13 protein-coding genes are annotated in these 12,538 nt (G+C 68.4%); 8 read left to right on the top strand and 5 right to left on the bottom strand.

Annotated features, from left to right (window positions below; translation table 11 throughout):
- The first annotated feature begins 235 nt into the window (after nucleotides 1–235).
- Nucleotides 236–979, top strand: coding sequence for an SDR family oxidoreductase (locus DM816_RS17385; RefSeq protein WP_117211288.1), 744 nt, complete (start codon nucleotides 236–238; stop codon nucleotides 977–979).
- Here the strand turns inward: DM816_RS17385 and DM816_RS17380 are convergent, their stop codons facing one another.
- Together DM816_RS17380 and DM816_RS17370 are read right to left on the bottom strand one after the other, a co-directional pair.
- Entirely contained in the window at nucleotides 980–1,723 is a 744-nt protein-coding gene (locus tag DM816_RS17380) for an SDR family NAD(P)-dependent oxidoreductase (RefSeq protein WP_117211287.1), read from the bottom strand.
- Between the two features lie 252 nt (nucleotides 1,724–1,975).
- Nucleotides 1,976–2,494: a hypothetical protein gene (locus DM816_RS17370; protein ID WP_117211285.1), complete on the bottom strand. Its 519-nt coding sequence runs from the start codon at nucleotides 2,492–2,494 to the stop codon at nucleotides 1,976–1,978.
- A 107-nt stretch (nucleotides 2,495–2,601) separates the two neighbouring features.
- Between DM816_RS17370 and DM816_RS17365 the strand changes: the two genes are divergently transcribed.
- The 3 genes from DM816_RS17365 to DM816_RS17355 all read left to right on the top strand — a co-directional run bounded on the left by DM816_RS17365 (nucleotide 2,602) and on the right by DM816_RS17355 (nucleotide 5,522).
- A complete protein-coding gene (locus DM816_RS17365; RefSeq protein ID WP_117211284.1) occupies nucleotides 2,602–3,966 on the top strand; it encodes a carbohydrate-binding protein in 1,365 nt (454 codons plus the stop codon).
- Nucleotides 3,967–4,170: 204 nt separating this feature from the next.
- Nucleotides 4,171–4,908 (top strand): lytic polysaccharide monooxygenase, encoded by a 738-nt coding sequence (locus DM816_RS17360; RefSeq protein WP_117211283.1) that lies wholly within the window; start codon nucleotides 4,171–4,173, stop codon nucleotides 4,906–4,908.
- A gap of 62 nt (nucleotides 4,909–4,970) precedes the next feature.
- Complete coding sequence (locus tag DM816_RS17355; protein ID WP_117211282.1) at nucleotides 4,971–5,522, top strand: DUF305 domain-containing protein; 552 nt, start codon at nucleotides 4,971–4,973, stop codon at nucleotides 5,520–5,522.
- Nucleotides 5,523–5,528: 6 nt separating this feature from the next.
- Here the strand turns inward: DM816_RS17355 and DM816_RS17350 are convergent, their stop codons facing one another.
- Nucleotides 5,529–6,845: a GNAT family N-acetyltransferase gene (locus DM816_RS17350; protein WP_117211281.1), complete on the bottom strand. Its 1,317-nt coding sequence runs from the start codon at nucleotides 6,843–6,845 to the stop codon at nucleotides 5,529–5,531.
- 53 nt (nucleotides 6,846–6,898) lie between these two features.
- Between DM816_RS17350 and DM816_RS17345 the strand changes: the two genes are divergently transcribed.
- Nucleotides 6,899–7,492, top strand: coding sequence for a TetR/AcrR family transcriptional regulator (locus DM816_RS17345; protein ID WP_117211280.1), 594 nt, complete (start codon nucleotides 6,899–6,901; stop codon nucleotides 7,490–7,492).
- A gap of 46 nt (nucleotides 7,493–7,538) precedes the next feature.
- Here DM816_RS17345 and DM816_RS17340 read toward each other — a convergent pair whose 3' ends face one another.
- Nucleotides 7,539–8,645 carry a steroid 3-ketoacyl-CoA thiolase gene (locus DM816_RS17340; RefSeq protein WP_117211279.1) on the bottom strand — a complete coding sequence of 369 codons (1,107 nt, stop codon included), beginning with the start codon at nucleotides 8,643–8,645 and terminating at the stop codon, nucleotides 7,539–7,541.
- A gap of 104 nt (nucleotides 8,646–8,749) precedes the next feature.
- On the opposite strand from DM816_RS17340, the gene DM816_RS17335 reads away from it, so the two are divergent.
- Nucleotides 8,750–9,958 carry a cytochrome P450 gene (locus tag DM816_RS17335; RefSeq protein WP_117211278.1) on the top strand — a complete coding sequence of 403 codons (1,209 nt, stop codon included), beginning with the start codon at nucleotides 8,750–8,752 and terminating at the stop codon, nucleotides 9,956–9,958.
- On the opposite strand, the gene DM816_RS17330 is transcribed toward DM816_RS17335, so the two are convergent.
- Complete coding sequence (locus tag DM816_RS17330) at nucleotides 9,955–10,155, bottom strand: hypothetical protein (protein ID WP_117211277.1); 201 nt, start codon at nucleotides 10,153–10,155, stop codon at nucleotides 9,955–9,957. The two genes, DM816_RS17335 and DM816_RS17330, sit on opposite strands and share 4 nt — an antisense overlap.
- A 133-nt stretch (nucleotides 10,156–10,288) precedes the next feature.
- Between DM816_RS17330 and DM816_RS17325 the strand changes: the two genes are divergently transcribed.
- Nucleotides 10,289–11,932 (top strand): Hsp70 family protein, encoded by a 1,644-nt coding sequence (locus DM816_RS17325; protein ID WP_117211276.1) that lies wholly within the window; start codon nucleotides 10,289–10,291, stop codon nucleotides 11,930–11,932.
- Nucleotides 11,933–11,978: 46 nt separating this feature from the next.
- Nucleotides 11,979–12,521, top strand: a complete 543-nt coding sequence (locus DM816_RS17320) for a PadR family transcriptional regulator (RefSeq protein ID WP_117211275.1) — start codon at nucleotides 11,979–11,981, stop codon at nucleotides 12,519–12,521.
- Nucleotides 12,522–12,538 lie beyond the last annotated feature (17 nt).

Here is a 12,538-nt window from a genome sequence, read left to right as displayed (position 1 = left end):
GAAACCATCTACGGCGGCTCGGACGAGATCCAACGCAACATCATCGCCCACCGCCACCTCTCCCTCCCCAGACCCTCTTGAGGTTGATCATGAACTTGAGTCCACGTTCGACGGCGCGTCATGACGATAACTTCATGATCGATCCGGCCGTGTTGACCATGAGGTTATTGCCGCGACGCACCGTCGAAGATGGACTTGAGTCCATGATCAACGCGAAGCAGGCCCGGGGGGGGCTGTGAGGGGCTATGGGTTGTTGTTGGACAAGGTTGTTGTTATTACGGCTGCGGCGGGCACGGGCATTGGCTCGGCGACGGCGCGTCGATGTGTCCAGGAGGGTGCGAAGGTCGTCATCAGCGACCATCACGAGCGCCGCCTGGCCGCAACGGCGGCCGAGTTGGGCGTGTTCGCGCACCCGTGCGACGTCACGTCCACCGAGCAGGTCGACGCCCTTGTCGAAGCGGCGGTCGCGCAATTCGGTCGGATCGATGTCTTCGTCAACAACGCCGGATTAGGCGGTACGGCGTCCGTCCTCGAAATGTCCGATGAGGACTGGCACCGGGTGCTCGACGTGACCCTCAATGGCACGTTCCGCTGCACCCGTGCCGTGCTCAAGCACATGATCGCGCAGGGCAACGGCGGCGCGATCGTCAACAACGCCTCCGTGCTCGGCTGGCGCGCCCAAAAGGGCCAGGCACACTACGCCGCCGCCAAGGCGGGAGTCATGGCGCTGACTCGATGCTCCGCATTGGACGTTGCCGAGCACGGCATCCGCGTCAACGCGGTCGCACCGAGCATCGCCATGCACCCGTTCCTGGAGAAGGTCACCGACGCCGCGCTGCTGGAACGCCTCGCGGCAGGTGAGGCGTTCGGCCGCGCCGCCTACCCGGCGGAGGTCGCCAACGTCATCGTGTTCCTGGCCAGCGACCTCGCGTCCTATCTGACCGGTGAGGTCATCTCGGTGTCGAGCCAGCATCCATGATCATATGGTGAAGCCGCCGTCCACGTTGACCGTCGCCCCCGTGACGTAGCGCCCGTCGGGACCGGCCAGGAACGCCACGGCCGCCGCGACATCGGCCGGTGCCGCGTAGTGTCCGAGCGCGGTGAACCCGTTGACCGTATCGGCATTGGGCCCATCGGCCGGATTCAGTTCGGTGTCCGTGGGGCCGGGGTTTACCAGGTTCACCGTGATGGCCCGCGGGCCCAGCTCCCGCCCGAGCGCCTTGGTCAGCCCGATGAGCGCGGTCTTGCTCATCGCGTACAACGAGAAGCCGGGGAACACCGCCCGCTCGGCCACGTTGCTGCCGATGTTGACGATCCGGCCACCGGCCCGCATGTGGCGGACCGCGGCCTGCGAGGCCACAAACGGTGCCCGAATGTTGACCGCGACCGTCTGCTCGAACTCTTGCAGGCTCAACTGCTCCAGCGGCCCGAGCAGGAACACGCCGGCGTTGTTGACCAGGATGTCCAGCCGGCCCAGTTCGCCCGCGACCCGGTCAACCGCGGCGGTCACGGCCCCCGGGTCGGCGCTGTCTGCCCGCACAGCGATCGCCCGCCGCCCCGCCATCTTGATCTGCTCCACCACGTCGTCGGCGCGCTGCTGATTGTGCTGGAACGTGAGCGCGACATCGGCGCCCTCCTGCGCCAGGCGCACCGCCACCGCCGCGCCGATGCCGCGGGCACCGCCAGTTACCAAGGCCACCTTGCCGTCAAGTGCGTTGTTCATGCCAAAAGCCTGACGCACCAAGCGCTCGCCGTCTGGCGATGATCGGACCCAGCGTTCGGGTCACCGCGGTCACCGAATGCCAATCAAGCTCTTCGATCCGGCCAGCCGTGTGGTCATGAGCTCCTCCGGCGCTACGCCGTCTGCCGGCGACGCCCGTTCCCGGAACATCTCGGTGATGCGGGCGCCGGCGTCACCGAGCCATCTGCTCGCGCTTTCGCCATCGCCCGCGGTGACCCGGTCGCTGACCCGCGATTAGGGCCCGGTGAACGTGGTGCTGATCGGCCCGCCCACCGATTCGACCCCGCCCAGGAGGCATGCGGTCGGGTCGAGGGTCACCATCGTGGCGTGGCCGACGAGCGTGCCACCCGCGAACGGCCCGCTGAGCACGTCGCCCGTCACGACCACGACGGCCTCGCCGAGCGGCCGCACGGACAGCGCGATGTCGGTCGGATAGGCCAGCACGCTGATCTGTCCGGTGTTCCACACGAACACCATGGTGCCCATGGAGGCGCCGCCCGTGACGCAGTTGAGGTCGCCGGTGGCGGTGATGTGCAGCGTGCCTCCGGTGATGCCGAAGGTGTTGGGCGAGCACGTGGTCACCGAGCCGAAGCTTTCGACGTCGGTGTGCCGGGTGACCGTGCTCAGTGGAGGGTCGTAGTTGGTGGTCAGGTTGCCCACCGGGCACGTCATGACGTCTTCCGCGTGCGCGGGGGTCGCCGTGGCCATTCCCGCCAACAGCGCCGACAACAGTATTGTGAGCCCTCGCCGCATGCCGAGACGGTAGCAGACTGGACAGCGGGCATCCACTAGCATCAAACTGCCCAGACAAGAGAGCGCTCTCTCGCGAGTAACGCCCGTACTGTGAGGAGAGGCAGACAATGTCAAGAAAACGAGCACTGATCGCCGGGCTGGCGGCGTTCGCCGGCGCGATGCTTGTCGCGATCCACGCCCAAGCCGCTGTACCACCCACGCCCACCGGCTGGACGCTGGTGTGGAGCGACGACTTCAACGGCGGCGCGGGATCGCTGCCGTCGTCCACCAACTGGCAGATCGATCTTGGCCACTCCTATCCGGGAGGCCCGGCCAACTGGGGCACCGGCGAGATCCAGAACTATACGAACAGCCCGTCCAACCTGAGCCTCGACGGGGCCGGCAACCTGCGCATCACCCCGTTGCGCGATGGTGCGGGCAACTGGACCTCGGCGCGCATCGAAACCAGGCGCGCCGACTTCAAGGCCCCAGCCGGCGGGATCCTTCGCATCGAGGGCCGCCTCCAGATGCCCAACATCACGGGCTCGGCCGCGCTCGGCTACTGGCCCGCGTTCTGGGCGCTGGGCTCGCCCTATCGCGGCAACTACTGGAACTGGCCCGCCATCGGCGAGTTCGACATCATGGAAAACGTCAACGGGATCAACTCGGTGTGGGGCGTGCTGCACTGCGGCGTCAACCCGGGTGGCCCGTGCAACGAGACCACCGGCATCGGCGCGAGCCGGGCCTGCCCGGGCAGCACGTGCCAGAGTGCCTTCCACACCTATCGCTTCGAGTGGGATCGCAGCATCTCGCCCAATCAGCTTCGGTGGTACGTCGACGGGCAGCAGTTCCACGCGGTGAGCCAAGCGCAATTGGACTCCACGACGTGGGACAGCATGACCAGCCATGCCGGATACTTCATCCTGCTGAACGTCGCGATGGGCGGTGCGTTCCCGAACGCCATCGCCGGGTTCGCAACCCCAACGGGCGCAACGGTTCCCGGCAGGGCCATGCTTGTGGACTACGTGGCCGTGTGGAGCCGTGGCGGGAGCACGGCTCCGACGAGCCCGCCACCGACGGGTGGGACGCGCGACGCGTACTCGATGATCCAAGCGGAATCGTTCAACGCGCAGAACGGCGTGGGTGTCGAGGCGTGCTCGGAAGGCGGGCAGAACATCGGTCATCTCGCCAACGGTGACTGGGTGCGGTTCGACAACGTGAACTTCGGTTCGACCCGGCCGGTGGACTTCGTGGCACGGGTCGCGTCGGGCGCGGCCGGTGGGGTGAGCGGGCTGGTGGAGGTGCGCATCGACAGTCCTACGGCGCCGCCGATCGGCAGCTTCGCGATCGCGAACACGGGCGGCTGGCAGACCTGGCGCAGCGTGCCGGGCAACGTGGGCGCCGTGACCGGTACCCACACGGTCTATCTCACCTTCAGCAGCGGTCAGCCGGCGGATTTCGTCAACGTCAACTGGTTCCACTTCCGCCGCTAGTATCCCTGCGCCACGAAAAACTCCGTTCCGGCCAAGCCGTGCTCTTGCGCGGCTTGGGCACGGCCGCGAAGCGGTCCGAGGCCAGCCGCTGCGGAAAACTTCGAAGATTTTAGTTAGCAGCATTTACGAAACTGTATGTTCACTTTACAGTTAGCAGCACAACGCTAGGAGGTCCCTTCGGCACGACCAAGCGAGGAGCTGCTTATGCGAAGACGGATCACCTTGCCGCTACTGACCGCCGGCGCCATTCTGGCGTCGCTGTTCGTGGCGGTATCACCGGCACACGCCCACGGATGGGTCGTCTCCCCGCCCAGCCGCCAGGACATGTGCGCCAAGGGCCGGGTCGCCAACTGCGGTGACATTGTCTGGGAGCCCCAGAGCGTCGAGGCGCCCAAGGGTTCGATGCAGTGCAACGGTGGCGGCAGCCGGTTCGCGGTGCTCAACGACGAGTCGAAGGGCTGGCCCGCGACGTCGGTCGGCAACAGCGTCACGTTCCAGTGGCGGTTGACCGCCCGGCATCGCACCGGCACATGGGAGTACTTCGTCGGCAGCACGCGCATCGCGGTGTTCCATGACAACGGCGCCCAGCCACCGGAGAACGTCTCACACAACGTGAGTCTCGGCGGCCGCACCGGCCGGATCAAGGTACTCGCCCGGTGGAACGTCTACGACACCGCGATGGCGTTCTACGCCTGCGTCGACCTGCAGGTCGGGCCCGGCGGGCCGGGACCGTCGCCCACCCCGACGGCCTCGCCGACCCGGCCACCGACGGCCTCGCCGACGCCGACCAGCCAACCGGGCGGCACGTGGCAGGCCAACCGCGCCTACGCGGTGGGCGACACGGTCACCTACAACGGCCTGAGCTACCGCTGCATCCAGGCGCACACATCGCTGCCGGGTTGGGAGCCGCCCAACACTCCAGCGCTCTGGCAGCGCATCTAGCACAGCACCGATCCAGGGGCCCGCGGACGCACGGGCTGCGGGCCCCGCCGGAGGTTTCACGCATGACGCGACTCGGGATCCTCGTCACGACCGTCCTCTTAGGAGCATGTGCCACGGCGCCGCCCACACCCGCTCCGATGGCGACGTCAAGCCAGTTCAATCCCACCGACGTGATGTTCCTGCAGATGCTCATCGCGCACCACGGGCCGGCCGAGCGGATGCTCGAGGTCGCCAAGTCGCGGGCCCGGCGCCCGGATCTGCGCGACCTCGCCGAGGCCATCGCCAAGACACAGGCCGACGAGACCCGCGCCATGACCGACTGGCTGAGGCTGTGGAACCAGCCGGTCGCGATGGACTCCAATCCGGACAGTCACGCGCACCACGGTGGCCTGCCACCGTCCTACGACACACAGATCAACGCCCTGAAGGAAGCGCCAGACGCCGACTTCGACCGCGTTTTTCTCAACCTCTTCATCGAGTACCAGCGACGAGCCCTCGAATTGGCCCGGTTCGAGATTCGGGGCGGCAGCAACCCCCAGGCCGTGGAGCTCGCCGGGCGGGTCGAGAAGTCGCGCCAGGGCCAGATCGACCTGATGTCGGGCTACCCCGCCTGAAACTGCTCAATTGCGGGGCCAGACCCGGACCGGCACTTGGGGGAACGCCGTCGTGAGGAAGTGCTCGGTCACGCGGTCGCGCAGGAGGCAGTCCGGCCAAATGTCGAGCACTTCGGGCAAGGTGCGGTGGCCGAGCGCCAATTGGAGCAGCGCACCGGGCGGGATGGCGGCGTGCGTCTCGGGCTCGGTGCTCGGGCTGACGGCACCGCGCACGGGTGTCACCGCCGCGAGTTCACCGCCGGCGAACTCCAACCGGGCGGCGCGACCATACATGTCGATGGTCATCGCCGGCTCGTGCCACCGCAGATCCGCCGCGTCCCAGCGGGCCCGCAGCAGCGGTTGCAGCCGGGCGAGCAGATCGACCGGGTCGGCGGTGCGGACGTACCAGCCTCTGGGTCGCCTCGGCACACCGGGCGGGCCAAGGCGAACCAGTGGATGTTCCGGGTCGAGGATGGGGCGGACCGCGGTGAACGGTCGCCCCGCCGATGCCTCGTATCGCTTCCCGACGTGGCCCAGGTATTTGTGCATGGCGGTCGCGGCCTGCGGCCAGTCGGCCGGTCGCGTGCAGGCCGCCGCGACAACAAGAAGCTCACCGGCGGCCGAGAGCCGGGCACCGTGAACCAGATATCCCCGCACATCGTCGCCGTGCACCAGGACGGCGACCACGCGCCGGGCGAGGTCGGCCGGACGTCGCCCGGCGATCTCGTACCGCCACACCGCCGCATCCCTCGGGCAGACCAAGGCATTCCCGTCGGCGAGCCGCCGATCGATGCCGGCGAGGTCGTCCGCGTCGGCGACGGTGGCCGGGCGCACCGTGAGGCCATCGCCGCCGCCATCCGTTGGCAGCGCGCCGGCCGAAACCGTTGGAGCGCCATCATTGGCCAGGGCGTAGTCGTAGCCGAGCCGCCGGTAGAAGTACGGAATTCCCTCGATCACCTGCAGCGGCACGCGCTCGGCCGCGTGCCGCTCGTGCAGCGCGGCGAAAAGCCGTTCGGTGAGCCGGTTTCCGCGGTGCTCCGGCGCCGTGCCGACCAGTTCGATCTGGGCCACCGGCAGCCGGACTCCGGCCAGGCGCCAGTCCTGCCGCAGCCCCACGAGGCTGGCCACCGGGTGGCCGGTGGCCGTGTCTTCGGCGACCAGGAAGTCGTCGGGTGCAACCGAGGGATGACCGTCGAGCAGGTCTTCGACCCAGGCGGCGATGCCGGGGTGCGGTTGCCCACCGCTCACCGCCTGAAGCTGGACCGATGCGTGCAGCCGCGCGAGCATGATGGCGTCGGAGGCCTGGCCCGGCCGGACCACGTAACGGTCGCTTTCCCCTGTCATGACGAGCACGGTAACGTAACCCGTACAGCGACTGTTCGACTTAAGGACGTGGCATGCCTCACCCCGGCGCCAAGCCGGCCCGCAGGGCGGACGCGCGGCAGAACGCCGAGAAGATCGTGCTGGCGGCCGTCGCGTGCCTCGGGCGAGACTCCGAGGCGAGCATGAACGACATCGCGCAGGAGGCAGGGGTGGGCAGGGTCACGCTGTATGCGCACTTCCCGTCCCGTGAGGCCCTGATCGAGGCGGCGTTGGTCCGGCTATTGGCTCAGGGCGACGAGGTGTTGGAGGCCATCGACCTGACCGGTGATCCGCGCCACGGGCTGCGGGCGCTGATGGAATCCGGCTGGCTGCTGCTCGCCCAGGCCGCGTCGCTCCTGCAGTCGGCGCAGTCGGCCCTGCCTCCCAGGCGCGTGCAGAAGTTGCACGCCAAGCCCGAGCGCCGGGTGCATAACCTGATCCGCCGAGGCCAGACCGAAGGCGTGTTCCGGGCCGACTTTTCCGCCGATCTGCTGGCCAGCGTGCTGCACCACGTCCTGCACGGCGCGGCCGGTGACGTCGCGGCCGGCCGGCTCGATCCGGCTGACGCGCCACGCTTCGTGGCCGAGATGGCCCTGGCCGTCTGCGCGGTCCCGAAGGCCCGGCGCTGATCACAGCCGCGGCGGCGAGCTCGGCGATCCGGGCATCGCCCTTTGTCTAGACGCGTTCGATGATGGTCGCGGTGGAAAGGGCTCCGCCCGCGCACATGCTGATGAGTGCGGTGCTCGCGTCGCGGCGTTCGAGTTCGTGCAGGGCGGTCGTGATGAGGCGTGCTCCCGTGCTGCCGACCGGGTGTCCTAAGGCGATGGCCCCGCCGTTGACGTTGACGCGCGCCGGGTCGGGTTGGTGCACCTGCATCCATGAGAGCACCACGCTGGCGAACGCCTCGTTGACTTCGAACAGGTCGATGTCTTCGATTTTCATGCCCGCGCGGGTGAGCACGGCCCCGGTCGCCTGCACCGGGCCGTCGAGATGGTAATAGGGCTCCGCGCCGATCAGAGTTTGCGCGACGATCCGCGCGCGCGGTTTGAGACCCGAGGCCCGTGCTCTGTCCGCGTCCATGAGGAGGATGGCCGCCGCGCCATCAGAGATTTGCGACGAGGTACCGGCCGTGTGCACGCCGTCTTCGAGGACCGGCTTCAGCGTGGCCAGGGCCTCCATGCTGGTGTCGCGCAGGCCCTGATCCCGGGTGACGTCCCCGACCGGGATCACCTCGCGGTCGAAACGGCCCTCGTTCCAGGCGGCCGCCGCCGCGCGCTGGGAGCGGTACCCCCAGGAATCAATGTCTCTTCTGGAAAGCCCGCGTAGCTTGGCGATGCGCTCAGCGGCGACGTATTGATTGGGCAGATCGAGGCTCCACGACTCGGGCCGGGGCATCCCCGAGTCGACCCCGAGGTTGGCGCGCAGCTTCACCCGGCTCATCGCCTCCACGCCGCACGAGATGCCGGTGTCGATGGTGCCGGCCGCGATCTGCGCGGCGATGAGATGGGTGGCCTGCTGCGCCGAGCCGCATTGCGCGTCGAGCGTGAGGCAGCCGGTCTGGTAGGGGAGCCCGGCGTGCAGCCACGCGGTGCGGGTGATGTTGTTGGACTGTTCGCCGGCCTGCGTGACGCAGCCGCCGTAGACCTGTTGCACTTCGCCCGCCTTGTCCGATAAGGCTTTCAGGACCACGCCGAGGATGTCGGCCGTGTGCAGGTGTGACAACCATCCGTCGCGCTTGCCTATCGGCGTGCGCACGGCCTCCACGATCACAGGATTTCCCACGATCGAATTTTAGAACGTGTTATCGCTCCCCGGCAACGCATGGGTGTTTACGTGGGACGCTGCATGTGCTCCAATCTTTTAGAACACGTTTCAGGGAGGACGCCGTGATCCCGCAGGGTTTTGACCTGACCGATCCCGCGCTCTACGAGCAGCGGGTACCGACGGAAGAGTTCGCCGAGCTGCGGCGAAGCGCACCAGTCTGGTGGAACGTGCAGCCCGAATCGGGCTTCGACGACGAGGGCTTCTGGGCTGTGACGCGGCACGCCGACGTGATGGAGGTGTCCAAGCACAGCGACATCTACTCGACCTGGGAAAACACCGCGCTCATCCGGCACCAGCCCGACATCACGCGCGATCGCATCGAGCTCCAGCGATACGTCCTGCTCAACATCGACCCGCCGCAGCACACCAAGCTGCGCCAGATCGTCTCGCGCGGCTTCACCCCGCGGGCCATCAACAACCTGCGCGAGGCGCTGTCCGCTCGCGCCGAGAAGATCGTGCGCGACGCGATCTCCACCGGCAGCGGGGAGTTCGTCACCGAGGTGGCGTGCGAGCTGCCCCTGCAGGCGATCGCCGAACTGCTCGGCGTGCCGCAGGAGGACCGGCACAAGATATTCGACTGGTCCAACCAGATGATCGGCTACGACGACCCCGAGTACGACATCGACCCGCTGAACTCGGCCATGGAGATGCTCAACTATGGCATGGCCATGGCGGAGGACCGCAAGCGCTGCCCGATGGACGACATCGTGACCAAACTGGTGACGGCCGAGGTCGACGGCGGGCACCTGACGTCCGACGAGTTCGGGTTCTTCATCATCATCCTCGCGGTGGCCGGCAACGAGACGACGCGCAACTCCATCACGCACGGGATGCTCGCGTTCATGGACCATCCGGAGCAGTGGGAGTTGTACAAGGAGACCCGCGCCCGCACCGCGCCCGACGAGATCGTGCGCTGGGCGACGCCCGTGACCGTGTTCCAGCGCACGGCCAAGGCGGACACCGTGCTCGGCGGGGTGGAGATCAAGGCGGGCCAGCGGCTGGGACTGTTCTACCGGTCGGCGAACTTCGACGAGGACGTGTTCCACGAGCCGGAGAAGTTCGACATCATGCGCAGCCCCAACCCGCACCTGGGCTTCGGCGGCAGCGGCGCGCACTACTGCCTGGGCGCCAACCTGGCCCGGTTGCAGATCGACCTCATCTTCAACGCGATCGCCGACCACATGCCCGACATCCGCAGGCTCGAAGAGCCGCGGCGGCTGCGCTCGGGCTGGCTCAACGGGGTCAAGGAACTGCGGGTGGCATATACCTAGGCCGGACCTGTCCGCGGGGCCTGCCCGCCTTCTTCTCCGCGCGGGCGGGCTTCGTGGCCGAACTTCTCCTCGGCCCCGGCGTCGCCGCCCGTCGCGTCGTCGACCTGACCATCGGCCGAATACGTGCCCAGCGCCTCGGCGATCAGCCGATCCATGTCCTCTTCCGGCTCGGGCTTTTCGCGCTGCTCGTGAGTCATGAACGAGGCATACCCGGCGGGTGGGTGCGAAAACGCGCCCGGCGGATGCCCGCTAAAGCCCGCGTAAAACCCGAACGGGTGCGCGTTTCATGCCTGTAACACGACAGAAATCGATGAGGGCTAACGTCTGACTATGTCTTCCACGCTGGTGGTGGATTTTGGCCGGTACGAGAACTCGGCCGCGCTGGTGAACGGCGACGCCGTGCAGCAGATCGGGTGCCCGCAGCTGGACCAGCATCACCTTCGCGCAATCATCGCGGCCACGGCGGCGCCCATCACCCGGCTGGTGCTCACCACACCGACCGCGGCCGGGCCGTCGTCGGTCGAGCGCGCGGCACTGCTGCGGCTGGCGAGCGACGCCGGATACCCGGATGCGGAACTGGTCGGCACGGCGATCGCGGCGGTCATGGATCCGCTGGTGCACCCCGACCTGCCGGACGCGGCCCCGGTGCTCGTGTGCGATCTGGGCGTGGCATGGTCGGCGACCCTGCTGCGCTTGAGCGCGGCGGGCGCGACGCAGCTGGCCGAGGAGGTGGCGAGCGTCAACCTCACCCGCAATGGGCTGGAAACCATGGCCGAACAGGCGCTGCGGTGGCTCGTGGCCAGCTGCCGGGCGGTCGTGGCGCGGGCCGGATACACGCTGAGCGACGTGGCGGGGCTGGTGCTCGTCGGCGGGGGTGCGCGCCTGCCGATGGCCGCACATGTGCTCGAAAGCGAGCTGGGGCTACGGGTTCTGCGGCCGCGCGAACCCGAATACGCGGTGATCCGGGGTGCGGCGCGGTGGGCGAACCACCGGGTCATCAAGGCGTCGCCGGCCACATGGCGGATCGAGCCGCTGTGCTGGGAGATTACCGAGGCGGCGCGGCTGCTGCGCTGGCTTGTGGCGCCCGGGCACGCCTACGCGCAGGGGGCGTGCCTGGCCCAGATCCGCACGTTGGACGATAGGGTGTACGACCTGCACGCGTCCCGTGAGGGCATCATGGTCGAGCACCGGCTCCCGCCCGGCTCCTATGTCAACTCCGGCGAGATCCTGGCGCTGGCGCGGTCGGCGCAGCTGATCGCGGGCGACCGCCCGGTGAAGCGGCTCGAACTCAAGGTCAGTGGGGATTGGATGCTCGCACCCGACCGGCAGCACGTCGTGGAGTGCGCCGACACGGGGGCCTATGTGCGCATGCGGGCCATCGACACGGGCACGGTGGTGCACGAGGTGCGCCCCGACTCGTCGCAGTTCGGCCGGGTGTTCGTGCACCCGAGCGGGCGGATGGCGCTGGTGTCGTGGGACGAGGGCGGCCGGTTCGCGGTGTGGGACATCGCCTCCGGGCAGCTGGTCAGCCGGTTCCACGCCGGGGCGCGCCCGCTGTCGGTGTTCGTGCACGAGAACCAGTGGCGCCTGGTGTCCGAAGTGGACAAACAGGTGAGCGTCGGCCGGTACCGGCGCGATGTGGCCATGATGTGGGACCTTGACACGGGCGATGTGGTCGAGCAGATGGTCGGCGACGACCTGCGCAAGCGGTTCGCCGGGTACGCCGACCGCAGCACGCGCGACGGCTTCGCCGAGGAGGTGCGCAGCCCCGACGGGCGGCTGCGCGCCGGCTGCAGCCAGGTCGACGGGCACGCCGCGCTGTGGCTGCACCGTGCCGACACCGACGAGGAGGTGTTCCGCGCGGAGCTGTCCACGGCCCGGCCCGTGCGGTCGGCGTTCAGCGCCGACGGTCACTACCTGATGAGCAACTGGCGTTCGGCCGAGGTGTCGTGCTTGGACGTTTGGAAGATCTGACGCACGGGCTTGCGTTCAACTATTCGCTCAGTGAATACTGGGCCACATGTCAACGCCCTATGTGCTTCTGGGCCTGCTGGCACGCGGGCCCAGGCACGGCTATGAGCTCAAGCGGGAGCATGACGCGCGGCTGCCACGCACCAAGCCGGTCGCGTTCGGTCAGGTCTACGCGACGCTCGGGCGGCTGACACGCGACGGCCTGATCCAGGAGGCCGGCCAGGATCGCGGGGGCGGACCGGATCGCACGGCTTATGCGCTCACCGAGGCGGGCCGCGCCGCGCTGGCCGAGTGGCTGGGCAGCGTCGAGCCGCCCGCGCCCCATGTGCAAAGCGCCTTGCTGGCCAAGGTGGTCGTGGCGCTGTTCGGCTCCGACGACGCGCGGGCCGCCCGGCGATACCTGGCGGCGCAGCGCGAGGCCCACCTGGCCCGCATGCGGGAGCTGACGAAGACCAAGAGCGGCGAGGAGGCGTCGATCGCCGACATCGTCGCCGCCGATTACGCGATCCGGCACCTGGACGCCGATCTGCGCTGGATGGAAACCACGCTCGACCGGGTCGAGGCGTTTCACCGGGAGGTTTCGCATGACTGAATCCCTGCTTGAGGCCG

This window comes from Allorhizocola rhizosphaerae, from assembly GCF_003426775.1.
GTDB classification, from domain to species: domain Bacteria; phylum Actinomycetota; class Actinomycetes; order Mycobacteriales; family Micromonosporaceae; genus Allorhizocola; species Allorhizocola rhizosphaerae.
This window is presented reverse-complemented; position numbering and strand designations above follow the sequence as displayed.